This is a genomic window from Pedococcus sp. P2_E5, from assembly GCF_056403895.1.
This window is the reverse complement of the sequence record NZ_JBFUEP010000004.1, coordinates 24443-49926: the sequence shown is the minus strand read 5'-3', so window position 1 is coordinate 49926 and position 25484 is coordinate 24443. Positions and strand designations below refer to the sequence as shown.

Here is a 25484-nt window from a genome sequence, read left to right as displayed (position 1 = left end):
GCGCTTTACGGCGGTCGCAGGGGTGCGAAACATCCGTTTGTCACGCTTCCCGTGTGACCACGAACCTGACCTCGGGCGACTCCGCCACCGCGACGGCGCCGGCCAGCACGGCCGGCGCCACACCTGGCAGCACCGCTGCCACCACACCTGCCACCACGTCTGCGCCGACCCACCGGTCGGGGCGCTGGATCGACCACTGGGATCCTGAGGACCCCACCTTCTGGCGCGGGGGCGGGCGCTCCATCGCGCGACGCAACCTCAGCCTGTCCATCTTCGCCGAGTTCCTCGGCTTCTGCGTGTGGGCCCTCTGGAGCGTGGTCGTCCCACTGCTGCCGGCGGCCGGGTTCAGCCTCACGCTCGACCAGCAGTTCTGGCTCATCGCCGTGCCCAGCCTGGTCGGCGCGACCGTGCGGATCCCCTACACCTTCGCCGTGCCCCGCTTCGGTGGACGCAACTGGACCATCATCTCGGCACTGCTCCTCCTCATCCCGGCGTCGGCCCTTGCCTGGGTGGTGACGGAGCCCTCGTCGTCCTTCGGCCTGCTCCTCACGTGCGCGGCCCTGGCCGGTTTCGGCGGCGGCAACTTCGCGTCCTCCATGACCAACATCTCCTTCTTCTTCCCCGAGGCGGAGAAGGGCAAGGCCCTGGGCCTCAACGCCGCCGGCGGCAACCTCGGCACCGGCCTCGTGCAGATGGTCGTGCCTGCGGTCATCGTCATCGGGGCGGGCACGCACCTCGAGCGGGCCGGGCTGATGTTCATCCCGCTGGCGTTGATCGCTGCGGTCCTGGCCTGGCGCGGGATGGACAACCTGACCGGGGCCAAGGCGGACTACCGCAGCTTCGCCGCGGCGACCCGCAACCGGCACACGTGGATCATCTCGTTCCTCTACATCGGCACCTTCGGGTCGTTCATCGGCTACTCGGGCGCGTTCCCGACGCTGCTCAAGACGCAGTTCCCCGAGACCCCGACGACCATCGCGTTCCTCGGTGCCCTCATCGGCGCGCTCACCCGGCCGCTGGGCGGCATCGTCGCCGACAAGCTCGGCGGCGCCCGGGTCACGATCGCCTCGTTCGTGCTGCTCGCGGCTGGTGCGCTCGGCGCCATCGAAGGGCTGAAGTCGCACAGCTTCGTCGTGTTCTTCAGCTCCTTCCTCGTGCTCTTCGTCGGGGCAGGCATCGGCAACGGCGCGACCTACCGGATGATCCCCGCGGTCTTCCGCGCCGGCGTCAGCCCGGAGCGCCTCCCGATCGCGCGCAAGACGGCCGCGGGCTGCATCGGGATCGCCGGCGCGGTCGGCGCCTACGGCGGCTTCTTCATCCCCCGCGGCTTCGCGATGGCCAAGGCGCAGTACGGCTCCCTGGTCCCCGCCCTGTGGGTCTTCATCGTCGCCTACCTCCTCATGGCCCTGACGACGTATGCCGTGTACGCGCGGCGGAGCTCGTCGCTCGCCGCCGAGACGATCTGAGCCGGGAAACCCTTTGACCCCCACGCCCCACGCCACCGGCAGCCCGGCTCCCAGCGCCACCAGCGCTGGGAGCCCGGGTGTCGCCACCCACTGTCCGTACTGCGCCCTGCAGTGCGCCCAGACCCTCACGCCCACCCCCGGACTCGACGGTGCCAAGGGCGTCACCGTCGAGGGCCGGGCCTTCCCCACCAACCGGGGAGGCCTGTGCCAGAAGGGCTGGACGAGCGGCGAGGTGCTGACGACACCTGACCGCCTGACCACCCCTCTCGTGCGCGGGGTCGACGGCGAGCTGGCGGCGGCCGGCTGGGACGAGGCCCTGGACCTCGTGGCGGACCGACTGCGCCGCATCCGGAGCGAGGACGGCGCCGACGCGGTGGCCGTGTTCGGCGGTGGTGGCCTGACGAACGAGAAGGCTTACCAGCTGGGGAAGTTCGCCCGCGTCGCGCTCGGCACCGCGAACATCGACTACAACGGCCGGTTCTGCATGAGCAGCGCCGCTGCCGCGGCCAACCGGTCCCTCGGCATCGACCGCGGCCTGCCCTTCCCGCTGACCGACCTGGCCGTTGCCGACGCGGTCCTGCTCCTCGGCAGCAACCTCGCCGAGACGATGCCGCCCTCTGTCGCCCACCTCGCAGACGTGCGCGGGCGCGGCGGGCTCGTGGTCGTCGACCCCCGGCGCAGCGCCACGGCGGACCTCACCAAGGACGGCCAGGGACTGCACCTGCAGCCGGTGCCCGGCACCGACCTCGTCGTTCTCCTCGCGATCGCCCACATCCTGCTGTCGGAGCACCTCACCGACGCCGACTACCTGGAGGCCCGCACCACCGGCCTCGAGGACGTGCGTCGTCGCGCTGCCGCGTGGTGGCCGGAGCGAGCCGAGCAGGTGTCCGGTGTCCCGGCCGGGCTCCTGCGAGACGCTGCCCGGCTGCTGGCCGCCGCGAGTCCCGCCCGGGGCGGCCGTGGAGCGTTCGTCCTCACCGGACGCGGTGTGGAGCAGTCCCGACAGGGAACGGCAACGGTGTCTGCGGCGATCAACCTCGCCCTGCTGCTCGGCCTGCCCGGCCGCGTGGGCAGCGGGTACGGCGCGGTGACCGGACAGGGCAACGGCCAGGGAGGCCGCGAGCACGGCCAGAAGTCCGACCAGCTTCCCGGCTACCGCATGATCGACGACCCCGACGCGCGCGCCCACGTGGCCGGCGTCTGGGGCGTCCCCGCGGCGTCGCTGCCCGGCAAGGGCAAGCCCGCCGTCGAGCTCCTTGCCTCACTGGGCACGCCGGGTGGTCCCCGCGCCCTGCTCGTGCACGGTTCCAACCTGCTGGTCAGTGCCCCCAACGCCCAGCCGGTGGCCGACCGGCTCCGTTCGCTCGACCTCCTCGTGGTCTGCGACTTCGTGCCGTCCGAGACGGCGATGCTCGCCGACGTCGTCCTGCCGGTGACGCAGTGGGCAGAGGAGGAGGGCACGATGACCTCGCTCGAGGGCCGCGTGATCCGACGTCGCAAGGTGGTGGACGCCCCATCAGGCGTGCGCAGCGAGCTGTGGGTCTGGGCCCAGCTCGCCTCCCGACTCGGCTCGGCGGGCACGTGGGACATCGAGCCGAGCCTGGTCTTCGACGAGCTCGCCCGGGCCAGCAAGGGCGGACGTGCCGACTACAGCGGCCTGAGCCACGGCCGTCTCGACACCGGAGAGGCCCTCTACTGGCCATGTCCCGAGGCTGCTCCCGGCGAGGCCCCGCATCCCGGCACCCCCCGGTTGTTCGACGAGTCCTTCCCCACCGCGGACGGGCGCGCCCGCATGGTCGCCGTCGACCACGTCGGACCCGCGGACGACCTGCGCCCGGACGCACCGCTCTACCTGATCACCGGCCGCGTGCTGCAGCACTACCAGTCCGGGGCCCAGACCCGACGCGTTCCGGCGCTGGCGGCCGCGGTCCCCGGCGTCTTCGCCGAGGTGCACCCGCTGCTCGCAGCGCGCCTTGGCGTCGTCGAGGGCGAACGGGTGCGCCTCACGACGAGCCGGGGATCGGTCGCCGTCCCGGCACGCATCACCGACTCCATCCGGCCCGACACGGTGTTCATGCCGTTCCACTGGGCAGGCACCAGCAGCGTGAACCGCCTCACCAGCGACGCGACCGACCCCGTCTCGGGGATGCCCGAGTTCAAGGTGTGCGCCGTCGACGTCACGCCCGCGAGGGTCCAGCTCACGGGCCAGGGCACCCACCACGTGAATGCCGAGGCCCGGGCATGACCCGCCTCGTCGTCGTCGGGAACGGCATGGTCGGCTCGCGGTTCGTCGAGGACCTGCTCGGCGCCGACGTCGCCGGCCGGTTCGAGGTGACGGTCGTCGGGGCCGAGGGGTGCGAGCCCTACAACAGGGTGCTGCTCAGCGAGGTCGTGGCGGGCAAGCACGACCTCGCCGCCCTCACCCTGCCGACTCCCTCCAGCCCCCGGCTGCAGGTGATGCGTGGCGAGAGCGTGACCCACGTGGACCGTGAGGACCGGCTCGTGGTCACCACCGACGGTTCGCGCCTGCGCTACGACCGCCTCGTCCTCGCCACGGGCTCCGCGGCGAGAGTCCCCCCACTCCCCGGTCTGTGGACCGGCAACCACCTCACCAGCGGCGTTCATGCCCTGCGCACCATCGACGACGCCCGTGAGATCGTMGCGGCCACGCTGAACGCCCACCGCGCCGTCGTCCTCGGGGCGGGAGTCCTCGGTATGGAAGCCGCGTGCGGGCTCGCCAGACGTGGGGTCGCCGTCACAGTCGTCCACCCCGCGAGCACCCTCATGGAGCGCCAGCTCGACGAGGAGGCCGGGCGGGTCGTCGAGCTCGCGATGTCGGGTCTCGGCATCGACCACCGCGTGGGTGTGGGCGCGACCGAAGCCCTGGTCGAGGGCGGTCGGCTGCACGGCCTTCGCCTCGACGACGGTGAGGTCGTCCCCGCCGACCTCCTCGTGCTCGCGACGGGCACCATCGCCAGCACCGCTCTGGCCAGGGCAGCGGGCCTCACGGTTGACCGGGGCGTCGTCGTCGACGACACCCTTCGCTCCCCCGACGACGCCCGGGTCTTCGCCCTCGGCGACTGCGCCCAGCCTCCCGAGGGCGGCACCGGTCTGGTCGCCCAGGGATGGGACCAGTCGCGACGGCTCGCCGCGCACCTGTGCGGAGACGCGACCACACCGGACGCCTCAGCCCCTCGGCCGAGCTCCACGTCGCGGCAACCGTCGGCGGTCGGGAGCGACGTCGTGCGGCTCAAGGCCCACGGCCTCGACGTCGTGACCATGGGGGTGTGCGGGTCGCAGCGCGCCGATGACCCGGCGCAGCGCACGCTGCGCCTCAGCGACCCCGACGTCGGCCGCCACATCGAGGTGGTCGTGTCCGGCGGAAGGCTCGTCGGCGCCACCTGTGTCGGTGCGGGCGCGGTCGCGGCAGACCTCGTCACGACGTACACGCGACGCACCCCTGTTCCTGCCGACCCGGCATACCTGCTGCTGCCGGCCCTCATGCCGCACCCGGCCAGCGCACCCACCTCACCCGCCGCCCTCCCCGACGACACAACGATCTGCCGCTGCAACGGCGTCACCAAGGCCGACATCTCCGCGTGCGTGCACGAGGGGGCCACCAGCGTGGACCAGGTCGCCGGCGCCACCCGCGCCACCACGGGCTGCGGGGGCTGCACCGACGACGTGTGCGCCCTCGTGGACTGGCTCTCGTCGAGCGCCGGCCCCACCGCAGCGGCCGACACCGCCCCCGCCCACTCCTCACCCTCCGACGTCCGTCCGGGTGAGAACCACGTAACGAAGGGGAAACACGTGATCCACAGCCCTGAAACGGCAGTCTCCTAACGTGGCCGCCATGGTCCAGAACCCGTCTCCGCGCCAGCTCGTGGTGGTCGGCGGCGGCATGGTCGCCCGACGCCTCGTGGACGCCCTGCGTTCGCGCGACGCCGCCGGTGCGTGGGCGGTGACGCTGCTTTGCGAGGAGCCGCGGGCCCCGTACGACCGGGTCGCCCTCACGTCGTACTTCACCGGACGCGACCCCGACGACCTCGCCCTCGGTGGCCAGGAGCTCTGGGACGACCCGCTGGTGACCCTGCGCCGCGGCGTCGCCGCCACGGCGGTCGACCGCGAGGCCCGCACCGTGGCCACGTCGGACGGCCGCACGCTCCCCTACGACTCGCTCGTCCTGGCGACGGGTTCGTATGCCGCCGTGCCCCCGGTCCCCGGCAAGGACCTCCGCGGCGCCTTCGTCTACCGCACCATCGACGACGTGGCCGACCTGCGGGCCTACGTCGAGAAGCTGCGCGACGAGCTCGGCCGTCCCCTGCGCGGAGCAGTCGTCGGCGGCGGGCTCCTGGGACTCGAGGCAGCCGGAGCCCTGACCGCGCTCGAGGTCGGCACCACGGTCGTCGAGTTCGCCCCTCGCCTCATGCCGCTCCAGGTCGACGACGGCGGCGGCGAGGCCCTTCGCCGCCTCATCGAAGCCCTGGGCGTCACCGTCCGCACCAGCACCGCCACGTCCAAGATCGTGGGACGCCTCGGGCGCGTCGCCAGGATGGAGTTCGCCGAGGGCGCTCCGCTCGACGTCGACGTGGTCATCTTCGCCGTCGGTGTCCGACCGCGCGACGAGCTCGCCCGGGACGCCGGCCTCGAGGTCGGAGAGCGTGGGGGCGTCGTCGTCGACGACTCCTGCGCGACGGCCGACCCTGCCGTCTGGGCCGTCGGCGAGGTCGCCTGCATCGGTGGCCGCACCCTCGGCCTCGTCGCCCCCGGCTACACCATGGCCGAGATCGTCGCCGACCGGCTGCTCGGTGGTGAGGGCACCTTCCCCGGCGCCGACCTCTCCACCAAGCTCAAACTGCTCGGGGTCGACGTCGCGTCCTTCGGCGACGCCTTCGCGGCCGAGCCCGGCGGCCTCGAGGTCGTCATCTCCGACCCTGTCGCCGGCGTCTACAAGAAGCTCGTGATGTCCGACGACGCCCGCACCCTGCGCGGCGGCATCCTCGTCGGGGACGCCAGTGCGTACGCCGCCCTGCGCCCGATGGTGGGGCGCCCCCTGGGTGGCGACCCGGCGGCATACCTCCTCCCCGAGGGGGCCGCGCCGGCACCGGCGGGCGACCTGCCCGACGACGCGACGGTGTGTTCCTGCAACAACGTCTCCGCCGGCGAGATCCGGTGCTCGGTCACCGACGCCGGCTGCACCGACCTCGCCGGGGTGAAGGCGTGCACGCGGGCTGGGACCAGCTGCGGCTCCTGCCTCCCGCTCGTCAAGCGCCTCGTCACCACCGAGCTGGAGAAGTCCGGCGTGGAGGTGAGCAACGCGCTGTGCGAGCACTTCGCGCTCTCGCGGGCGCAGCTGTTCGACGTGGTCCGCGTCCAGGGCCTGACGACCTTCAGCGAGATCATCGGCCGCCACGGCACCGGTCGCGGCTGCGACATCTGCAAGCCCGTGATCGGCTCCATCCTCGCCTCACTGGGCACCGGGCACATCCTCGAGGGCGAGCGGGCGTCGTTGCAGGACACCAACGACCACGTCATGGCCAACCTCCAGAAGGACGGTTCCTACTCGGTCGTCCCGCGCATCCCCGGGGGCGAGATCACCCCCGAGGGGCTGATCGTCATCGGTGAGGTCGCCAAGGACTTCGGGCTCTACACCAAGATCACCGGCGGCCAGCGCATCGACCTGTTCGGCGCTCGCATCGAGCAGCTCCCGAAGATCTGGAAGCGGCTCGTCGACGCGGGTTTCGAGTCAGGTCACGCGTACGGCAAGTCCCTGCGCACGGTGAAGTCGTGCGTCGGGTCGACGTGGTGCCGCTACGGCGTGCAGGACTCGGTCGGCCTCGCCATCGCGCTGGAGCTGCGCTACCGCGGGCTGCGGTCCCCGCACAAGCTCAAGCTGGGAGTGTCCGGCTGCGCGCGGGAGTGCGCCGAGGCACGCGGCAAGGACGTCGGTGTCATCGCGACCGACAACGGCTGGAACCTCTACGTGGGCGGCAACGGCGGGTTCACGCCGAAGCACGCCCAGCTGCTGGCCGAGGACCTCGACACCGAGACCCTCGTCCGCACCATCGACCGCTTCCTCATGTACTACATCCGCACCGCGGACCGGTTGCAGCGCACCGCGATGTGGGTCGAGGACCACGAAGGCGGGCTCGACGCCATCCGGGCGGTCGTCCTCGAGGACAGCCTCGGCATCGGCGCAGACCTCGACGAGGCGATGGCGGGCCACGTCGACGGCTACGAGGACGAGTGGGCCGCCGCGTTGGACGACCCCGAGAAGCTGCGCCGGTTCGGGTCGTTCGTCAACGCACCCGACCAGGCCGACGACTCCCTCGCCTACGTGAACGAACGCGGTCAGGCCCGACCGGCCACGCCGTCCGAACGCACCGATGGCGCAGTGCTCATCGCCGGAACGACCTTGGAGGTACGCCGATGACCGCCGAGATGAGCCTCTCGCCACGGGCTTCCGAGGCGAGCTGGCACCCGGTCTGCGCCCTCGAGGACCTGCCCCGCGAGCGCGGTGCTTGTGCGCTGGTGGACGGCGTCCAGATCGCGTTGTTCCGTGCCTACGACGACGCCGTGTATGCCGTGCAGCAGCTCGACCCCTACAGCGGCGCCCACGTCATGTCGCGTGGCATCGTCGGCACCCGGGGTGGGGCGCCCACCGTCGCGTCACCGATGTACAAGCAGGTCTTCGACCTGCGCACCGGCGAGTGCCTCGACTCCGTGGGCAAGGACGCTCGTCAGCTGCTCGTGTACCCGGTGCAGGTGGCCGACGACGTGATCAGCATCGGACTTCCGGTCCTGCCCGGTCAGCCTGAGCTGCCCGTCCAGCGCGGTGCCGGATGACGACCCTCGTCGGCCTCGAGGTCGCGGATCGCCCCGTCCTGGTCGTCGGGGGCGGCCCCGTTGCCGCACGCCGGGCTGCCCGGCTGGTCGCGGACGGCGCATCGGTCACCGTGGTGTCCCCCCACCTGTGCGAGGACCTCGTCGACCTGGTCGCCCAGGGGCAGCTGGTCTGGCACGACAGGGAGGTCGAGGAGTCCGACGTCGAGGGCGTCTGGCTCGTCCACGCAACCACTGACGACCCCCGCACGAACACCCTGGTCTGCGCGTGGGCGACCGCCCGTCGGGTGTGGAGCATCTGTGCCAGTGCAGCCGAGCACGGCACTGCCCGAACCCCGGCGACGACCGACCTGGCCGGGCTGGGCGTCGCGGTCGTGTCCCACGGCACGCCGGACCCCGCCCGCGCTCGCGCCGTCCGCGACCAGCTCGCGGCGAGCCTGCGCGACGGCGAGGTCGACCTGCGACGCCGCCGTGCGCGAGCCGGCCAGGGGCGGGTGGTGCTCGTCGGTGGCGGGCCAGGCGCTGCGGACCTGATGACCCTGCGCGCGCGGCGCATCCTGTCCGAGGCGGATGTCGTCGTCACCGACAGGCTCGGCCCGACCAGCGTGCTCGCCGACCTGCCGTCCGACGTCGAGGTCATCGACGTCGGGAAGACCCCGGGCCTGCATGCCGTCACCCAGGAGGAGATCAACGCCATCCTGGTGGAGCAGGCGGAGCGTGGTCGGCTGGTCGTGCGCCTCAAGGGTGGCGATCCCTTCCTCTTCGGACGCGGTGGCGAGGAGCAGCTGGCACTGGCTGCCCACGGCATACCGGTCGAGGTCGTGCCGGGCGTCAGCTCGGCGTTGTCCGCCCCTGCCGTGGCAGGCATTCCCGTCACCCACCGAGGCACGGTGGGTGCCCTGCACGTGGCCCATGGTCACGGCCGGCTCGACGACACCGCGGTCTCCGCCGTCGTCCGCCGTGAGGCGACCMTGGTGGTGCTGATGGGCATCTCCCTGCTGGCCGACCACGTGTCCCGGCTGCTGGACGCCGGGGCCTCCGGCGCGGTGCCCGTCGCCATCATCGAGAACGCCAGCCTGCCCACCCAGCGGGTGAGCCGGGGGACCATCTCGACCATCGTCGAAGTCGCCGCCGAGCGCGCGGTGAGGGCTCCGGCAGTGATCGTCGTCGGCGCCGTTGCCGCAGCGGGGTTCCTCGAGGGCGGCGAGTGAGCGCTCGCCTGGGCCAGGTGATGGCCGGCTGCGTCGTGCTCATCACGGCGGACCGGCGATCCGGCGAGCTCGCCTCCGCCCTGACCCGCCGCGGCGCCACCGTCCGGCACGCTCCGGCGATCAGCATCGTGCCGCACGAGCACGACGACGAGCTGATCGCCCACACCAGGGAGCTGCTCGCCGAGCCCCCTGAGACCGTCGTGATCACCACCGGTATCGGGTTCCGTGGGTGGGTGGAAGCGGCCGACGCGGCCGGCCTGGCCGAGCAGCTCTTCGGGGTGCTCTCGAAGGCACGCCTCATCGCGCGGGGCCCCAAGGCGCACGGCGCGATCCAGGCTGCCGGGCTGCAGGCCGACTGGGTGGCGGAGTCCGAGACGAGCGCCGAGATCCTCGAGCTGCTGCTCGCGGAAGGCGTGGCCCAGCAACGGATCGCGGTGCAGCACCATGGTGCGGGCGCGGACGGCCTCGACACGGAGCTCACCGCGGCGGGGGCGTTGGTGCGCAGCCTGGTCGTGTACCGCTGGGGGCCGCCACCCGATCCGGTGGCGCTGAAGCTGTCCGTCATCGCGGCCGCAGAGGGAGAGATCGACGCCGCCGTCTTCACCTCGGCGCCCGGAGCAGCCGCCTGGTTGGCCGAGGTCGACGCGCAGGGACTCGGCGAGCACGTCCTGGCGAGGATCCGCAGCGGCACGATGGTGATGGCTGCGGTTGGCCCGATCACGGCCAAACCATTGCAGGACAGGGGAATAGAGCCGATCGTGCCCGATCGGGGCCGTCTCGGCGCCCTGGTGCGCACCCTCGTGAGCCACTACGAACAAGCCCAGACCTCCGCCGTCCTGACGAGCGCCGGGCGCCTTCAGGTCCGTCGCACCGTCGCCCTGCTCGACGACCACGTGCTGCCCGTGTCCCCCAGCGGGCTGGAGGTGCTGCGCGTGCTGACCTCTGCCGGGGGCGAGGTCGTCACGCGCGCGCAGGTCCTGGCGGTGCTGCCCGGCGACTCGACCGATCCCCACACCGCCGAAGTGGCCGTGGCCCGGCTTCGCGAGGCGGTCGGACACAAGGGGCTCATCCAGACGGTCGTCAAGCGCGGTTACCGACTCGCGATCTGACGCCCGCCGGCGCTAGTGCCGACCGCCTTCTGCTGCACCCTCGACGACCACTGGCTCACCATTGGCGACCAGCTTCCAGTCGTAGGTCGTGAACGTGGTCGGGTCGATGGGCTCGTTGTTGGCTCCCTTGTCGACGGTCCAGTCGATCAGGAGCTGCCGGATCTCGACCTGCGCGTTGTACAGCACCGGCGCAGTGGTCACTCCGGGGAAGCCGCCACCACCGGACTGGCGGTAGTTGTTGATCGCGATGACGAACTGCGCCGCAGGATCGATCGCCTCGCCGTGGTAGGTGAGGTTGGCGATCCGCTGCCCCACGGGCTGGGCGATGTCGATGTCGTAGGCCAGCGAGAAGTCCAGGCCGCCCATGATGTCGTAGTTGTAGTCCGGGATGGCGGAGCCCGTCGTGGGGCTCAGGGCACCCGTCACGTCGTCCGGCGCGTACGGTCCGGTGCCGCTGACGGTCTCGAAGAAGGCGGCCGAGTACTCGAGGTAGGCCTTGACCTGCGCGCCGGTGAAGCGGATCCCCAGGAGCGTGTTGTCGTAGATGTAGAGGCCGGCGATGTCGCGGACCGTGACGTTGCCGGCGGGGATGGCGGCTTCGCGGTTGAACGGCGCGGCGATCGACAGCACCGGCAGCACTTCGTCGGGGGTGCCCACGAGGGCGGCCTTCACGGCTTCGGCCTGCACGCGGTTGATGAAGTCGATCGCGGCCGTGTCCTCGAACCGTGCCGTCGCCGCCGACATGGCGACGGTGCACCTGCCGATGACCGAGTTGACGTAGGTGCGCACGATCGCGTGGTCGTCACGGACCAGGTCGGCCACCGCCGGGTCCTCAGGGACCGAGTTGGCGTTGAGCACGTGCGAGTGGGCGGCGGCCAGCTGCCAGCGCCCCTTGACCAGCTCGAGGTCGAAGTCCATCACGGACAGCCGCATGCCCCACTTCAGCGGCTCGGTCAGCAGGACCTTCTTTCCCGGCGTGACCTTGCTGGCCACGAGGTCCTCGATGATCTCGACGTGGGCGTGACCGACGAGCACGGCGTCCACCCCGGCCACCTCTTCGGCCAGCTGGCGCGACGCGTTCTCCGGGAACGGCAGGGCGTCACCGTAGGACGACCCGGGCTTGGCCCCCGAGTGGCAGGACACGATGACCAGGTCGCAGCCTGCCGCCTTGAGCCTGGGGACCATGACCTTGGCCTGCTCGACGATGCCGGGGAAGCGGACCTGACCCTCGACGTTCGCCTTGTCCCAGATGGCGACGCCCGGCGTCACCAGGCCGAGGATGCCGACCTTCACGTCCTTGCCGCCACGAGCCTTGAAGGTGCGGATGAGGTAGGGCTTGAAGATCGGGGCGCCGGTGGCCCAGTCGACCGAGTTGGCGCTGAGCAGGGGGAAGTCGCACTGCGACTCGAAGGTGCGCAGGGTGTCCAGGCCGTAGTTGTACTCGTGGTTGCCGAGCGCCGCCGCGTCGTAGCCGATGGCGTTCATGGCCTTGGCCATCGGGTGGACCGAGCCGCCGGTGATCGGGTCGACCTTGGCGTAGTAGTAGGACAGGGGCGTGCCCTGGATCGTGTCACCGGCGTCCAGCAGGAGGGTGTTGGCCTCGCCCCGCTCGGCGCGCATCGCCGTCACGAGGGTCGAGATCTTGGCCAGGCCGATGTCGTTGTGGGCCGGGTCGTCGTACTCGACGTCCTTGAAGTAGTCCCAGTTGAAGACGTTGCCGTGGGTGTCGGTGGTCCCCAGCACGGTGAGCCGGAACCGACCCGGCGTGCCGGCCGCCACTGGCCTCGGGTCAGGCCCCGCGTCGGGCGCTGCGTCCGCACGCGTCGCGCCCCCGAAGAAGGCTGCCCCGGCTCCGCCGACCACGGCCAGCGCGATCATCTCGCGACGGCTGCGCTCCTGCAGGGCGAGGTCCTGAACGGCGGTGCGGGGCGACGTCACGATTGCCTCCAACGACAGGTGGCCGGGGACTCGACGGAGTGCCCGGGGGCGCAGGCCACGGCTGCGTCGACGTGGCGGGGTCTTCCACCCTAACCCGTGTGGCGGATACCCGACCACGATGTGCACAAAAACGGCATTGTGCACAGAACCCGCCGTCACCCGATGCTGTAGTCCGATCCGTCGGCACCTCGCGTGGCTCCACGGGAGGCAGCGCCACCGCGGCTCCACGACCAGGCGTACTTGCCGTCGTCGACCGTCCTGCCGCCCTCGCCGAGCTCGAGCGGGCGGAAGGTGTCGACCATGACCGCCAGCTCGTCGAAGTACTCCACGCCGATCGAGGCCTCGGAGGCACCGGGCTGCGGCCCGTGCGCATGCCCGCCGGGGTGCACCGAGACGGAGCCCTTGCCGATACCCGACCCCTTGCGGGCCTCGTAGTCGCCGTCGACGTAGAACATGATCTCGTCGCTGTCGACGTTGGAGTGGTAGTAGGGCACGGGGATCGACAGCGGGTGGTAGTCGACCTTGCGCGGCACGAAGTTGCAGATGACGAAGTTCCAGCCCTCGAAGACCTGGTGCACCGGCGGCGGCTGGTGCACCCGCCCGGTGATCGGCTCGAAGTCGCGGACGTTGAACGCGTAGGGGTACAGGCAGCCGTCCCAGCCGACCACGTCGAGTGGGTGGAACGGGAGCGTGTGGACGGTGCCCACGAGACCGCCACTGCTCGACGGACCGTTCCCGCGGTGCTTGATGAAGACCTCGGTCTCGTCGTCCGCCTTGCTGCCCACGTCCTCCGCCAGGAGCGGACCGGCCGGCCCGCGCAGGTCGCGCTCGCAGTAGGGGGCGTGCTCGAGCAGCTGGCCGTACTTGCTCAGGTAGCGTTTCGGCGGCGTGATGTGCGAGTTGGCCTCGATGCAGTAGACCCGCAGGGGCTCCTTGCTGGAGCGCTTCGGGATCCACCGGTGCGTGGTGGCCCGGGGGATCACGAGGTAGTCGCCCTCGGCGACGTCGAACGCCCCGAACACCGTCTCGACCCGAGCCTTGCCGCGCTCGACGTAGACGCACTCGTCGCCGATCCCGTTGCGGTACCAGGGGCTGGGAGCCCCCGCCACGGCATACGAGATGCGGACGTCACCGTTGCCGAGGACGAGGCGTCGCCCGGTCACGACGTCGGTGTTCTTCACGTCCTTGGCCTCGAAGAGGTCGTGCAGCCTGAGGTGCCGCGGCACGAGCGGGTGGTTCGGCGTCGTCGACAGGTCACCGATGGACCACTCGCGGGCGCCTGCGATGGTCGAGGGGATGTTGCGGTGGTAGAGCAGCGAGGAGTCCGAGGAGAAGCCTTCCTCCCCCATGAGCTCCTCGTAGTAGAGCTCGCCCTTCGTGCCGCGGCCTGCCGGCCGGCGGTGCTGGGTGTGCCTCTTGGGCGGGATGCTGCCCATCGCCTGGTAGTGCGCCACAGGTCCACCTCGGTGTGGTCTCGCGTCGGTCCGGGCCGGGTCCTCGGCCCCGTCCCACCCTAGTAGCCTGCCCGTCATGCCATCGCTGTCGGATGCCGCCGCCGACCGCCCGGCCGAGCCCTCGCTATTCGCCTCACTCGTCGACGACGCCGCTGTCTTCCCCCCGGGCAACGCACCCCTCCCCGAGGCGGTGCGCCTGCACCGCCTCCACCGCACCAGTGGGTATGCCGCGTGCGTGGGTCCGCTCCTCGTCCCCGCCTCCGCCGCCGGCGACCTCGGCCCTCTGCTCGACGGCACACGCCTGACCATGGCGGTCATCGGCCGGCCGGGCACCCCCGGCGCCGAGGTGGCCGCCGCCGTGCGGCGGCTCCGCTCGACCGAGCACGTCGAGGTGGCCGGGGTCGAGCTCGGCTGGGCCCCCGGCTGGCGGGTCACCGACTTCGGCGACCTGCCCGTCAGCCTCGAGGTGCCGCGGGGACCCGACCAGCTCGCCGCGATCGCCGACATCGCTGCGGATGCCTCGGATTCCGTTGCGCGGCAGGCGAAGTTCCGCACCGGTGCGACCGAGACCTGGGCGTGGCCGGACGAGACCGAGCTCGCGACCTTCGTGCGCAACGCCATCGACCACGACCTCGGCTTCAAGCTGACCGGCGGCCTGCACCACGTCGTCCGTGGCACCCACGACGGCCAGGAGCAGCACGGCCTGCTCAACGTCCTCGCCGCGGTGCGGTGGGCCCTCAACGGCGAGGACGTCGATGAGCTCGTTCCCCTTCTGGCGGAGCGTGATCCGGCCGTCCTCGTCCCCCAGATCACCCGCATGAGCGCCGCTGACGCGGCGATCGTGCGGGCCTTCTTCACGGCATACGGATGCTGTGAGGTGACCGACCCGATCGGCGAGCTCACCACGCTCGGCCTCGTCCAAGGAGCCTGACTTGTCCTCCCCCAGCACCTGGCTCGACCTTCCCGCCGACCACCCGTTCGGGCTCGCCCACCTCCCCTTCGGCGTCTTCTCGACGGCGGACACCGCACCACGGGTCGGCGTGCGGATCGGCGACTGGGTGCTCGACGCCAGCGAGGTGGCGCGGATCGGCCGCGACGCCCACGGCGTGGGCGACGGTCCGGACCTCACGGCGGCGTGGGAGCAGCCCAGCCTCAACGCGTTCCTCGAGCTGGGGCACGAGGCCTGGGCAGTCGCGCGCGCGTGGCTCATCGAGATCCTCTCCGAGGACGTGCACGAGGAGGGCGTCAGGCCACACCTGGTGCCGCTCGACGACGTCGCCCTGCACCTGCCGATCGAGGTCGCCGACTACGTCGACTTCTACGCCAGCGAGCACCACGCGACCAACGTGGGGCGCATCTTCCGCCCCGACTCCGAACCGCTCACCCCGAACTGGAAGCACCTGCCCATCGGCTACCACGGTCGCTCCGGCACCGTCATCGTCTCCGGGACCGACGTCGTGCGGCCGCAGGGCCAGCGCAAGGCCCCGACCGACGCATCGCCGACCTTCGGGCCGAGCCGCAAGCTCGACATCGAGGCCGAGCTGGGCTTCGTCGTGGGCGGCAGCACCACCCTGGGCGACCCGGTCGACGTCGGCCGGGCCGCCGAGGACCACCTGTTCGGTGTCGTCCTGCTCAACGACTGGAGCGCCCGCGACATCCAGGCCTGGGAGTACGTCCCGCTGGGCCCCTTCCTCGGCAAGTCCTTCGGGACGTCGATCGGCGCCTGGGTCACGCCGATGGCTGCCCTGCAGGCGGCACGCGTGCCGCTGCCCGGCCAGGACCCCGAGCCGCTGCCCTACCTGCGCGGCGGAGCGGACTCCGTGTTCGGGCTGGACCTGCACCTCGAGGTGGAGTGGAACGGCACCGTCGTCGCCCGTCCCGAGTTCCGCGACATGTACTGGTCGCCCGCCCAGATGCTGGCCCACCTGTCCGTCAATGGCGCCTCGATCCGCAGCGGTGACCTGTTCGGCTCGGGCACCATCTCCGGGGAGGCGAAGGACACTCGCGGCAGCTTCCTCGAGCTCTCGTGGAACGGAACCGAACCGGTCCGGCTGGAGGACGGCAGCGAACGCACCTTCCTCGAGGACGGCGACACCGTCGTGCTGCGAGCCACCGCTCCGGGGACCGACGGTTCACGCCTCGGACTCGGAGAGGTCGTGGGGCGGATCGTCCCCGCCCGCTGAACGAACGCTAGCTGCGGGGCTGCTTGCCGACGACCACGTTGGTCTTGGCGAGCTTGTCGTGCAGCGCCTGCTTCTTGTCGTCCCACGCGGGCCACAGGAGGTCCACCAGGGCGGCCAGCGAGAAGACGTTGCCGAGCAGGGGGATGTTGCCGAGCAGGCCGAGGATGGCCTGCACCGAGGTCCGCTTGGCGGCGACGGCCACCGTCAGCGGTCCCGGGCGCTCGCGCAGCCGCACGCTGATCCCGAGTGCGGACTTGCCGGGAGTCGCCCCCGTGCGAGTCAGGAAGAAGACGGCGTAGCCGAACCCGATCGCGGCGGCGACCGCCCCGAAGGCCAGCAGGTAGCCGTAGTTCACGTTGTTGGCGGTGATGGTCTCCAGCGTCGAGGCGTTCCCCGAGTCGACGGCGTTGGTGATCTCGTCCCACACGGGCTCGATGGCCTTGAACGCCAGCCAGCCGCCCAGGAGCATGAGGATGAGGAACTGGATGATGCCGTCGATGAGGTAGGCGCCGACCCGCTGCCAGTAGCCCGCGAGCGGCTGGCCGTCGGGCGTGGTCGCCACGGCCTGCATCCCCGGGTAGGCGGGGGCGTTCCAGCCGCCCTGCTGCGGTGCACCGGGGAACTGCGGGTTCTGCTGACCCGGGAACTGCTGGCCCGGGAAGTGCTGGCCCGGGAAGTGCTGGCCCGGGAACTGCTGGCCCGGCGCCCCCGTTCCGGGAGCCGGCGGCGCGGCATACCCACCCGGCGCCGTCGGCGATTGACCCTGGGACTGGTCCTGCGGCTGACCCTGTGCCTGRCCCGGGTACTGGGGCGGGTGTCCCTGGCCCGGGTACTGCTGCTGCCCGGCCTGGGACGCCGCCGCCGTCGGACGAGTCGACCGGGGGGTCGTGTGGTTGCTCCAGACGACACCGTCGAAGTAGCGCAGCTGCTGGTCGTTCTCGGGGTCGTCGTACCAGCCGGCTTTCGTGGGCATGTCCATGTGCCCAGCCTCTCACGCTGGCTGCGGGCTCCCCGACAGTCATCCCACCCTGCGTGCGCCCGTCATGCCACGAGCACACAGCGAGGTATGCCGGGTGGGTGACCACCCGGCATACCGGCGCGTGTCCTGCGCCTGTGGCTCAGAGGTTGCCGCGGGCGTCCTGCTCGCGCTCGATGGCCTCGAAGAGGGCCTTGAAGTTGCCCTTGCCGAAGCCGAGCGAACCGTGCCGCTCGATGATCTCGAAGAAGACGGTCGGGCGGTCGCCGAGCGGCTTGGTGAAGATCTGCAGGAGGTAGCCGTCCTCGTCACGGTCGACGAGGATCTTGCGCTTCTGCAGCTCCTCGATCGGGGCACGCACCTCACCGATGCGGGAGCGCAGCTCGTCGTCCTCGTAGTAGGAGTCCGGGGTGTCGAGGAACTCCACGCCGTTGGCACGCAGCTCGTCGACGGTGCGCAGGATGTCGTTCGTCGCCAGCGCGAGGTGCTGGGCCCCGGGACCGTTGTAGAACTCGAGGTACTCGTCGATCTGGCTCTTGCGCTTGGCGATCGCCGGCTCGTTGAGGGGGAACTTCACCCGGTGGTTGCCGTTGGCGACGACCTTGGACATGAGGGCGGAGTAGTCGGTGGCAATGTCGTCGCCGATGAACTCGGCCATGTTCACGAAGCCCATGACCTTGTTGTAGAAGGTCACCCACTCGTCCATCTTGCCGAGCTCGACGTTGCCGACGATGTGGTCCAGGGCCTGGAAGAGGCGCTTGGGGGCACCATCGCGCTTGACCCAGGTCGACTGCCGCGCGACGTAGCCGGGCAGGTAGGGACCGGTGTAGCGGGAACGGTCCACGAGGGTGTGCACGGTGTCGCCGTAGGTCGCGATCGACGCGATGCGCACGGTGCCGTGCTCGTCGGTGACGTCCTCGGCCTCGCGGACCACGCGAGCGCCCGCGGCCTTGGCCTGGGCGACGCACTTGTCGACGTCGGGGACCTCGAGGGAGATGTCGACGACACCGTCACCGTGCTTGGCGTGGTGCTCGATGAGCGGGCTGTCGGGGCTGACCGCGCCGTTGACGACGAACCGGATCGAGCCCGACTTGAGGACGAACGACTTGTGGTCGCGCTGACCGTTCTCGGGGCCGCTGTAGGCGACCAGCTCCATCCCCCACGCCGACTGGTAGTAGTGCGCGGTCTGGCTGGCGTTGCCGACGACGAACACGATGGCGTCCCACCCGGTGACCGGGAACGGGTCCTTGCTCTCGTCGTACTCGACGAGGCCGACCAGCTGCTTGAGCTGTTCGATGTCGAGGTTGGCCTCGCGCTCCTGCGGGGTCAGGTCAAGGGTGGTGTCCGTCGCGTGGGTGGTCATCTGTGCAGCGTGACGCGTGGCCACCGAGTGTGCAACTGTATGCCGCTGCGGTGCACACTCTGCGCAGAATGCTGGCTTGGAGGGCCTCCCCGATAGACAATGTGACCATGGATCTGGACGAGCTCGACGGACGGCTGATCGCCCTGTTCACCACCGCGCCGCAGATCGGTGTGCTGGGGGCCTCGCGCGAGCTCGGGGTCGCGCGGGGGACGGTGCAGGCCCGGATCGACCGACTGGTCGAGCGGGGTGTCATCCGGTCGTGGGCGCCGCAGATCGAGCCGGCGGCGATGGGCTACCCGGTGTCGGCGTTCTGCACGCTGGAGATCCGCCAGGGCCGGGGCCACTCCCCCGTGGTCGACCACCTGTCGCGCATCCCCGAGGTGCTGGAGGCACACACGATCACCGGCTCGGGAGACCTGTACATCCACATCGTCGCGCGCGACAACGCCGACCTGCAGCGCGTCATCGATGCCGTGGTCGACGACGAGCACGTCATCCGGGCCAACACCGCCATCTCGCTGGCCACGCGCATCCCGCTGCGCACCCTGCCGCTGGTCCAGGCGGCATCCGGCAGCTGACCCAGCCTGCACTTCTGGCCACCCATCGCGCACGCGAGCCCGGAATCCGGGGCAGCTCCGTGCACCAGTGGCCAGAAGTGCGGGAGAGAGAAGTGCGGGAGGGAGAGGGGTCAGGCGTCGAGGCGGAAGCCGAGCTTGACGGTCACCTGCCAGTGGGCGATGGCACCGTCGGTGATCTGCCCGCGGACGCTCTGCACCTCGAACCAGTCGAGGTTCCGCACCGTCTTGGCGGCCTGGGTGACGGCGTTCGCGACGGCGGACTCGACGCTGTCGGGTGAGGTGCCGACGACCTCGGAGATGGAGTACACGTGGTTGGCCATGGCCTGCTCCGTCCTCGGCGGCCCAGCGTCGCCGTCCTCGTCACGCTAGCGGCGCAGGGCTCGCGGGACCACCCTCAGAGGTGGTCGCCGACGAAGAACCAGGTGAAGAAGGCGATGCCCAGCAGCATGCCGACGTGCCCCAGCGCGGACAGCCACGGGCCGTGCGCCCAGCCGTCGTCGGTGGCCCCCGTGGCATGACGGCCACGGGTGGGTACCCATCGGGCCAGCACCAGCAGGCCGATCACGACCACCGCCCACCACGCAACCATGGCCACCCAGCCCACCAGCCGCGGCGCGCCGACCAGCCAGCCGATCCACGCGCCGAGGGCAACGACCCCGAGCGACGTGTGCGTGTTCAGCAGGACACGCGGGGTCTCGGTCACCCCCGACTGCTTCTCGGTGGCGATGAGCCGCGAGCGGGTGAGCAGCACGACCACCGCCGCGAGCGCGGTGAGCATCCAGACGAGGTTGACGAGGTCCACGCCCGCCAGCCTGTCGTGAACAGCCGCCACCACGCAACGTCCAGGCGGCGGACCTCAGGCTAGACCGAGGAGAAGGCGTCGGGGTCGGTGCCCAGCCGGGCCCGAAAGGCGCTGTCGAGGGCTGCGTCGTCCTCGATGGCCTCGTCGTAGTGGTCGTCCGACGACAGCTCGAGGACGCTCGCCCGGTCGTGGTCGTCGAGTGCCCCCGCTGCGATCTCGCGACGCACCGCCGCGATGGCCTCCGATGCTGCCGGCACGTGGAGCCACCGGTAGCCGGCCTCGGCGGCGTCCAGCTCCTCGTCGGTCATGTTCTGGACGGCATCCAGGACGCCACCCGACATCGCGGAGCTGTGCAACCTCAACGCAGCAGCGAGCGCCTGGTCACCGACGCCCGGGGTCGGGCCACCGGCCTCGAGCGCCGCGCGGTTCCAGATGGTGTCAGCCTCGTCCATGGGGGCAGCATGTCACCTCATCCCTGCCCGGCGCAGGACGAACACCGTCACCGTCCGCGTGGTGGCCGTCCCGGCCGCCGGTCGCKGGCCCCCGGACCGGTGCGCCAGTGCCGGGACGTCGGCGCGCGCGTGCTCAGCAGGGACTGCACCAGCGCCGTCGTCCGAGGGTCTGGTGCCAGGCCGAGCTCGCTGCGCAGGAGGGAGACGAACGCCTGGTAGTGGGACAGGGCCGCAGACCTGTTGCCCGACTCGAGGAAGATCCTGATCAGTGCTTGGTGCGACGACTCCCGCAGCGGTTCGAGCCGGATCGCTCGCAGTGCCGTGTCGAGGGCGTCGGTGACCATGCCACGACTGGCCAGCGCCGCCACCTGGTCGTCCAGCACCTGCAGCTCGAGGTGTCGCAGCCGCTCCCGCTCGAGGGTCACCCACTCGTCCGGCCAGTCGGGAAGCAGCTCGAGGTGGAAGGTGCCCGCCCAKGACGACACATCGTGCAGCTCGCCGGCTCCCTGGCGCGCGGCGGCGAGCCGGTTGGTGTCCACGTCGACGTCAGGCCCGAGGCGGAGGGTGGTCACGCCGGGCCGCAGGAGCGGGCCGAGCCGCCGGGCTCGCCACACCGTGGACCTCAGGCTTGCCGCGGCTTGAACGGCCGGCACCGCGGGCCACAGCTCGCTGGCGGCACGCACCCTCGCCACCGAACCTCCTTGCAGGGCAATGAAGGCAAGGAGTCGCTGAACACCAGGTGTGACCTCGACGAGGCCGTCGGGACCGCGGAGCTCGAAGCCACCGAACAGTCGCAGGAACCAGCTGTCCTGCTGCACCACTGCACCAGCCACGAGCCACCACCCAGGAGCCGGGGGGCAGGGTCGACCACGAACCAGGCCGCCCCACCCAGTCTTGTTTATTGCGCTCGATTCGGCATGTTCGGCCGTTGTGAGCCACCCCTGCACTCCCACCCCATTGGTGGAGGCCCGCCGGACTCGGAGGGCGATCGCATCACGACGCGATCAACGACAAAGTCCGGCGAACGCATCAATACTGGCGCGATCTTGGCCACCCGGCATACAACCGATGTCGTAGACGCCTCCGAGGGACGCCGTGACGCGGCGATGACGATCCGGCGGCGTTCCCTTGACATCCGCAAGAGAAACCGGTGGCGCCGCGCCAACGAAGCGGTGACGTGCGCCTTCTTTCATGGTCAGTGGCACTACGTCATGAGAGGGGGTGAACACCATGACCGCACTGTCCTTCGAGGAACTGCGCGCCGAGGAGATCGAACTCCTGCCGTCGCGCGAGACCTTGGGTTGGTTCAACTATGCCAACGTCTCGGCCACCAACCTGGCCATCTCGCAGAACGCGGCAACGTTCCTGTCGCTGGCGCACGCGTCGGCCAACCAGATCGTCGCCGTCAGCCAGTCCTGAGCACCACGTGAGACCTGAACGATGGAGAGGAGGTCAGCCATGCGCGAGAACGTGTCGATGCGTGAACTCGAGGCAACCACAGTCGAACTGCTCCCGAACCGGGAGACGCTCGCACTGTTCAACTTCGCCAATGTCACCGCCGTCAACCTCGCAATCGCGATCAACGCGGCGTCCATCGGATCCGCTGCCGTTGCCCATGCGAACCAGTACGTCGTGGTGATGCAGGGCTGAAGTGCAGGGCAGGTGGGGCGCGCTGCTGCACCCCACCTGCCTCGCATCGGGGCAGGAGACGAGGAAGGACGACGATGACCGAACGAGCCAGCACGGTGGCACGGGAGGCCTGGTCCGGCGGTACGGCGGAGCTGGCCGCCGGGGTGACGCTGCTCGGGGAGTACGAGGGCTCCGGCTTCACCGAACCCCACTACCTCATTGCGCGCCCGGACGGGCAGGTCCTGCACGTCTCACAGCTGCTGTACCTGGTCGCGGCCCACCTCGATGCGAGAACCGAACCAGAGCGGGTCGCCGCGACCGTGAGCGAGGAGTACGGCCGCACGCTCTCGCTCGAGGGCCTGCAGTTCCTGATCGACGAGCGACTGCGCCCGATGGGGGTGGCGGCACACGACCCGGCCCACGACCCGGCACACGATCGGGCGGACGACCCGACGCACGATCGGGCGGACGACCCGACGCACGACCCCGCAACCGCGATGGTCTCGGGGTCGACGACTGCACCGCCCGCACCACCGCGAGCGGACCTCCTTCTCAAGCTGCGGCTTAAGCGCACTCTCGTCCCCGCCCGGCTGACCCGCGTGGTCGCACGGTGCCTGGCGCCGTTGTTCCACCCCGTCGTGGTCGTCGCCGCGCTGGCGGCCGTCATCGGTGGCGACGCCTGGCTGGTGCGCACCGCCACCCTGTCGGCTGCCACGGCAGCCGCCCTGACGACACCCGTGCTCCTGCTCGGGTTGTTGGGGCTCCTGCTGGTGTCGACGCTGGTGCACGAGTTCGGCCACGCCGCCGCGTGTCACCGCGGAGGCGCCCAGCCGGGAGACATCGGCGTGGCGGTCTACCTCGTCTACCCCGCCTTCTTCACCGACGTCACGTCGTCGTACCGCCTGGGCCGGGCGGGGCGGCTGCGCACCGACCTCGGCGGCGTCTACTTCAACGCCCTCACCATCGGTCTGCTCACCGCGCTGCTCGCCGTCACGGGATACGAGCCGCTGGTCCTGGCCATCGTCCTTGTGCACCTCGAGCTGCTCCAGCAGCTGATGCCGATCGCCCGCCTCGACGGCTACTTCGTGGTGGCCGACCTCGTCGGCGTGCCCGACCTCTTCGGCCGCGTCGGTCCGATCCTCGCCGCCATGCTTCCCGGACAGAGTGCCGGGCCGCGGGTGCGCGAGCTGCGCCGCACCGCCCGCGTGGTCATCACGGCCTGGGTGCTGACCGCCGTTCCCGTCATGGTCGGGGCGCTCGTGTACGCGCTGTTCAAGACGCCCGCCATGGTGGCGTCCATCTGGGAGGCCGAGCAGCAGCAGTGGCGACAGCTCGTCCAGGGGATCTCGCTCGTCGACCCGGCGGCAGTGGTCCTGGCCGGCCTGTCGATCGTGCTGCTCCCCCTCCCGCTCGCAGGTCTCGCCCTGCTCGTCGGCGGCATCGCCCGCCGTCTGGTCGCCCGGGTCGTGGCCCGCGTCGGCCGTCCCACCGTCCACGGCCCGCGCCGCGCGGGCTCCCGTCCACTGGAGGTCACGATGTCCGGATCGAAGCCTGCACCAGTCCTGCCGATGCTGCAGCCGAACGAGCCAACCGAAGCCGATGAGCGCGCGCCCGCGAGCCCGGCACCCAGCCACTCCGAGCCACAGCCCTCCGAGCCGCACCTCTCGGAACCAGCCGAGTCCACCGGCCTGTCCGCCCGGGAGACGGTCATGTCCCGCTCGGCAGCCGACTTCACCGAGGAGGCGATGCTCCGTCCCTCGTCGCGCCCTCCCGCCCGCGGCTGGCGCCGTGGGGTGTACACCGCGACCCGCGGCGGCGTGAACCTCGGCCCGAGTGCCGAGGAGCGCCGTCAGCTCGACATCCTGGGACGGGTGCGCACGCCGGTGCGCGGCTGCCGCCGGATCGTCGTCATCTCCCGCAAGGGGGGCGCGGGCAAGACCACGACGGCCCTCATGCTCGGTCACACCCTCGCGAGCCACCGCGGCGACCGGGTCGTGGCGCTCGACGCGAACCCGGACGCCGGCAGTCTCGCCCACCGCATGCGGCGCGAGACCACCAACACCGTCACCACGCTCCTCGCGGAGCGCGACTGGATCCACCGGTATGCCGACATGCGCGGCTTCACGTCGCAGGCGGCGGACACCCGGCTGGAGGTCGTGGCCTCCGACGACGACCCCCGGATCACCCAGGCCCTGGGCGAGGAGGACTACCGCCGCGCGATCGAGATCCTCGACCGCCACTACAACCTCGTGATCGTCGACACCGGCACCGGCATCCTCGACAGCGCCATCCAGGGCATCCTCGCCGAGGCGGACCAGCTCGTGGTCGTGATGCCGCCGGCCCTCGACGGGGCCCGGGTCGCCGCGATGACGCTGGACTGGCTCGAGGAACACCACCACGGAGAGCTGGTCAGCGGCGCCGTCGCGGTCGTGAACGCCGTCCACGGCAAGGGGCAGCTCGAGATCGAACGCATCGAGGAGCACTTCTCAGCCCGGTGCAGGGGCGTCATCCGGATCCCGTGGGACCCGGTGCTCCAGGCCGGAGCGCACACCTCCCTGAGCGACCTCGGCCAGCCGACCCGCGACGCCTACCTCGAGCTCGCGGCCACGGTGGCCGGCGCGTTCGGGCAGTCGCGCGGGGCCGGGGCCGTCCCCCTCGGTGGTGGGCGGTGAGGCTCCACGGCACGCGCCGGCGTTCCATTCGCGTCGCCGCCGGGGGTGTCGTGGCGCTCGCGCTCGTCCTTGGCCAGACCACTGCTGCCCAGGCCCACCAAGGCCGTGACCAAGCCCCTGACGCCAAGGCACACCAAGCCACCACTGCCACCTTCGACGACCAGCGCATCGTGGAGCTGACCACCGAGGGTTCACGGGGAAGGGCCGGGCTGGCCCTCCACCAGACCCGGGCCGAGTCCGTCACCGCCACGAACGCGGCCGTCGCCTACACGGCGTGCGACGGCTGCCGGGCCGTCGCGCTGTCGTTCCAGGTCGTCATCGCGGACGGCGCGCCCAAGGACCTCGAAGTCGGCAACCTCGCGGTGGCGATGAACGAGAACTGCAGCGGCTGCGAGTCGGTGGCCGTCGCGTTCCAGGTGGTGCTGGCCAGCGACCGGCGCCTCGTCCTCAGCAACGACGGGCGACAGCAGCTGAACGACCTGCGCCACCAGCTCAAGGCACTGGCCAGGTCCGACCTGCCGGTCGCCGAGATCCAGAGCGAGGCGGAGTCGATGATGTCCGACGTCGCCACCGTCCTCGCGGCGCAGCTGAGCGTGCGACCCAAGGTTCGGTGCGACCACGACGTGGAGCGCCGACCCGGCCGCGCGTCCGACAACCGCGACACGCACCCGTCACCGCGGGACACCGATCCGACCAACGACCGCTACGGCGACAGCGACGTGTGACCCACGATCCGCCGGGCGTGCCCCCGCCGCCGTGACCTCCGGGGGCACGCCCGGTTCCACCCCGTCCTGCCAGGGCCGATGCG

General features: G+C 71.1%; 23 protein-coding genes. 14 read left to right on the top strand and 9 right to left on the bottom strand.

All coding sequences use genetic code 11. The annotated features are described in order from the left end of the window. The first annotated feature begins 53 nt into the window (after positions 1 to 53). Genes AC1DVZ_RS02200 through AC1DVZ_RS02170 form a run of 7 tightly spaced genes read left to right on the top strand, consistent with a single transcriptional unit; the run spans position 54 to position 10629 of the window. Positions 54 to 1466 carry an MFS transporter gene (locus tag AC1DVZ_RS02200; RefSeq protein ID WP_477616550.1) on the top strand — a complete coding sequence of 471 codons (1413 nt, stop codon included), beginning with the start codon at positions 54 to 56 and terminating at the stop codon, positions 1464 to 1466. Between the two features lie 13 nt (positions 1467 to 1479). Next, positions 1480 to 3711, top strand: a complete 2232-nt coding sequence (locus tag AC1DVZ_RS02195; protein WP_477616549.1) for a molybdopterin oxidoreductase family protein — start codon at positions 1480 to 1482, stop codon at positions 3709 to 3711. Next, positions 3708 to 5309 carry an FAD-dependent oxidoreductase gene (locus AC1DVZ_RS02190; protein WP_477616548.1) on the top strand — a complete coding sequence of 534 codons (1602 nt, stop codon included), beginning with the start codon at positions 3708 to 3710 and terminating at the stop codon, positions 5307 to 5309. Before AC1DVZ_RS02195 ends, AC1DVZ_RS02190 begins: the two co-directional genes overlap by 4 nt. Before the next feature lie 10 nt (positions 5310 to 5319). Then, the gene (gene nirB / locus AC1DVZ_RS02185; protein ID WP_477616608.1) at positions 5320 to 7899 is read left to right on the top strand and encodes a nitrite reductase large subunit NirB; all 2580 of its coding nucleotides are present in this window, start codon (positions 5320 to 5322) and stop codon (positions 7897 to 7899) included. Continuing rightward, the gene (nirD, locus tag AC1DVZ_RS02180) at positions 7896 to 8312 is read left to right on the top strand and encodes a nitrite reductase small subunit NirD (protein WP_477616547.1); all 417 of its coding nucleotides are present in this window, start codon (positions 7896 to 7898) and stop codon (positions 8310 to 8312) included. The genes nirB and nirD overlap by 4 nt, the downstream gene beginning before the upstream one ends. Next, on the top strand, positions 8309 to 9520 hold the full coding sequence (gene cobA, locus AC1DVZ_RS02175; RefSeq protein WP_477616546.1) for a uroporphyrinogen-III C-methyltransferase: 1212 nt from the start codon (positions 8309 to 8311) through the stop codon (positions 9518 to 9520). The genes nirD and cobA overlap by 4 nt, the downstream gene beginning before the upstream one ends. A 20-nt stretch (positions 9521 to 9540) precedes the next feature. Beyond that, positions 9541 to 10629 (top strand): uroporphyrinogen-III synthase, encoded by a 1089-nt coding sequence (locus AC1DVZ_RS02170; protein WP_477616607.1) that lies wholly within the window; start codon positions 9541 to 9543, stop codon positions 10627 to 10629. Between the two features lie 12 nt (positions 10630 to 10641). Here the strand turns inward: AC1DVZ_RS02170 and AC1DVZ_RS02165 are convergent, their stop codons facing one another. Then, positions 10642 to 12567, bottom strand: coding sequence for a bifunctional metallophosphatase/5'-nucleotidase (locus tag AC1DVZ_RS02165; RefSeq protein ID WP_477616545.1), 1926 nt, complete (start codon positions 12565 to 12567; stop codon positions 10642 to 10644). Positions 12568 to 12722: 155 nt separating this feature from the next. Beyond that, positions 12723 to 14021, bottom strand: a complete 1299-nt coding sequence (locus tag AC1DVZ_RS02160) for a homogentisate 1,2-dioxygenase domain-containing protein (protein WP_477616544.1) — start codon at positions 14019 to 14021, stop codon at positions 12723 to 12725. Positions 14022 to 14097: 76 nt separating this feature from the next. Between AC1DVZ_RS02160 and AC1DVZ_RS02155 the strand changes: the two genes are divergently transcribed. After that, on the top strand, positions 14098 to 14952 hold the full coding sequence (locus AC1DVZ_RS02155; protein WP_477616543.1) for a hypothetical protein: 855 nt from the start codon (positions 14098 to 14100) through the stop codon (positions 14950 to 14952). Position 14953: 1 nt separating this feature from the next. After that, positions 14954 to 16204 (top strand): fumarylacetoacetase, encoded by a 1251-nt coding sequence (gene fahA, locus AC1DVZ_RS02150; RefSeq protein ID WP_477616542.1) that lies wholly within the window; start codon positions 14954 to 14956, stop codon positions 16202 to 16204. Between the two features lie 7 nt (positions 16205 to 16211). Here fahA and AC1DVZ_RS02145 read toward each other — a convergent pair whose 3' ends face one another. Together AC1DVZ_RS02145 and hppD are read right to left on the bottom strand one after the other, a co-directional pair. Beyond that, complete coding sequence (locus tag AC1DVZ_RS02145) at positions 16212 to 17183, bottom strand: RDD family protein (protein ID WP_477616541.1); 972 nt, start codon at positions 17181 to 17183, stop codon at positions 16212 to 16214. Positions 17184 to 17322: 139 nt separating this feature from the next. Then, positions 17323 to 18543, bottom strand: a complete 1221-nt coding sequence (gene hppD, locus AC1DVZ_RS02140; protein ID WP_477616540.1) for a 4-hydroxyphenylpyruvate dioxygenase — start codon at positions 18541 to 18543, stop codon at positions 17323 to 17325. Between the two features lie 107 nt (positions 18544 to 18650). Between hppD and AC1DVZ_RS02135 the strand changes: the two genes are divergently transcribed. Beyond that, on the top strand, positions 18651 to 19121 hold the full coding sequence (locus tag AC1DVZ_RS02135) for an Lrp/AsnC family transcriptional regulator (RefSeq protein WP_477616539.1): 471 nt from the start codon (positions 18651 to 18653) through the stop codon (positions 19119 to 19121). A 110-nt stretch (positions 19122 to 19231) separates the two neighbouring features. Here AC1DVZ_RS02135 and AC1DVZ_RS02130 read toward each other — a convergent pair whose 3' ends face one another. The 5 genes from AC1DVZ_RS02130 to AC1DVZ_RS02110 form a co-directional block, all read right to left on the bottom strand. Further along, entirely contained in the window at positions 19232 to 19441 is a 210-nt protein-coding gene (locus AC1DVZ_RS02130) for a dodecin (protein WP_477616538.1), read from the bottom strand. Positions 19442 to 19515: 74 nt separating this feature from the next. Beyond that, positions 19516 to 19923, bottom strand: coding sequence for a hypothetical protein (locus tag AC1DVZ_RS02125; RefSeq protein ID WP_477616537.1), 408 nt, complete (start codon positions 19921 to 19923; stop codon positions 19516 to 19518). A gap of 59 nt (positions 19924 to 19982) precedes the next feature. Further along, positions 19983 to 20375, bottom strand: coding sequence for a hypothetical protein (locus tag AC1DVZ_RS02120; RefSeq protein WP_477616536.1), 393 nt, complete (start codon positions 20373 to 20375; stop codon positions 19983 to 19985). 47 nt (positions 20376 to 20422) lie between these two features. Continuing rightward, positions 20423 to 21208 carry an AfsR/SARP family transcriptional regulator gene (locus AC1DVZ_RS02115; protein WP_477616535.1) on the bottom strand — a complete coding sequence of 262 codons (786 nt, stop codon included), beginning with the start codon at positions 21206 to 21208 and terminating at the stop codon, positions 20423 to 20425. Between the two features lie 171 nt (positions 21209 to 21379). Then, positions 21380 to 21607 carry a hypothetical protein gene (locus tag AC1DVZ_RS02110; protein ID WP_477616534.1) on the bottom strand — a complete coding sequence of 76 codons (228 nt, stop codon included), beginning with the start codon at positions 21605 to 21607 and terminating at the stop codon, positions 21380 to 21382. Here AC1DVZ_RS02110 and AC1DVZ_RS02105 point away from each other — a divergent pair. The 4 genes from AC1DVZ_RS02105 (at position 21606) to AC1DVZ_RS02090 (ending at position 25401) form a co-directional block, all read left to right on the top strand. Beyond that, the gene (locus tag AC1DVZ_RS02105; protein ID WP_477616533.1) at positions 21606 to 21794 is read left to right on the top strand and encodes a hypothetical protein; all 189 of its coding nucleotides are present in this window, start codon (positions 21606 to 21608) and stop codon (positions 21792 to 21794) included. The genes AC1DVZ_RS02110 and AC1DVZ_RS02105 overlap by 2 nt on opposite strands. Positions 21795 to 21833: 39 nt before the next feature. Beyond that, positions 21834 to 22025, top strand: coding sequence for a hypothetical protein (locus AC1DVZ_RS02100; protein ID WP_477616532.1), 192 nt, complete (start codon positions 21834 to 21836; stop codon positions 22023 to 22025). A 74-nt stretch (positions 22026 to 22099) separates the two neighbouring features. Continuing rightward, positions 22100 to 24676, top strand: coding sequence for a nucleotide-binding protein (locus tag AC1DVZ_RS02095; RefSeq protein ID WP_477616531.1), 2577 nt, complete (start codon positions 22100 to 22102; stop codon positions 24674 to 24676). Further along, positions 24673 to 25401, top strand: a complete 729-nt coding sequence (locus AC1DVZ_RS02090; protein WP_477616530.1) for a hypothetical protein — start codon at positions 24673 to 24675, stop codon at positions 25399 to 25401. Before AC1DVZ_RS02095 ends, AC1DVZ_RS02090 begins: the two co-directional genes overlap by 4 nt. Positions 25402 to 25484: the final 83 nt, after the last annotated feature.

What these genes read in the sequence shown, in the direction of transcription:
- AC1DVZ_RS02100 (WP_477616532.1), top strand. Translation starts at nt 21,834, where the DNA reads ATGCGCGAGAACGTGTCGATGCGTGAACTCGAGGCAACCACAGTCGAA.
- AC1DVZ_RS02135 (WP_477616539.1), top strand. Translation starts at nt 18,651, where the DNA reads ATGGATCTGGACGAGCTCGACGGACGGCTGATCGCCCTGTTCACCACC.
- AC1DVZ_RS02120 (WP_477616536.1), bottom strand. Translation starts at nt 20,375, where the DNA reads ATGGACGAGGCTGACACCATCTGGAACCGCGCGGCGCTCGAGGCCGGT.
- nirB (WP_477616608.1), top strand. Translation starts at nt 5,320, where the DNA reads ATGGTCCAGAACCCGTCTCCGCGCCAGCTCGTGGTGGTCGGCGGCGGC.
- AC1DVZ_RS02105 (WP_477616533.1), top strand. Translation starts at nt 21,606, where the DNA reads ATGACCGCACTGTCCTTCGAGGAACTGCGCGCCGAGGAGATCGAACTC.
- AC1DVZ_RS02095 (WP_477616531.1), top strand. Translation starts at nt 22,100, where the DNA reads ATGACCGAACGAGCCAGCACGGTGGCACGGGAGGCCTGGTCCGGCGGT.
- AC1DVZ_RS02155 (WP_477616543.1), top strand. Translation starts at nt 14,098, where the DNA reads ATGCCATCGCTGTCGGATGCCGCCGCCGACCGCCCGGCCGAGCCCTCG.
- AC1DVZ_RS02130 (WP_477616538.1), bottom strand. Translation starts at nt 19,441, where the DNA reads ATGGCCAACCACGTGTACTCCATCTCCGAGGTCGTCGGCACCTCACCC.
- nirD (WP_477616547.1), top strand. Translation starts at nt 7,896, where the DNA reads ATGACCGCCGAGATGAGCCTCTCGCCACGGGCTTCCGAGGCGAGCTGG.
- AC1DVZ_RS02110 (WP_477616534.1), bottom strand. Translation starts at nt 21,607, where the DNA reads ATGGTGTTCACCCCCTCTCATGACGTAGTGCCACTGACCATGAAAGAA.
- AC1DVZ_RS02170 (WP_477616607.1), top strand. Translation starts at nt 9,541, where the DNA reads ATGGCCGGCTGCGTCGTGCTCATCACGGCGGACCGGCGATCCGGCGAG.
- hppD (WP_477616540.1), bottom strand. Translation starts at nt 18,543, where the DNA reads ATGACCACCCACGCGACGGACACCACCCTTGACCTGACCCCGCAGGAG.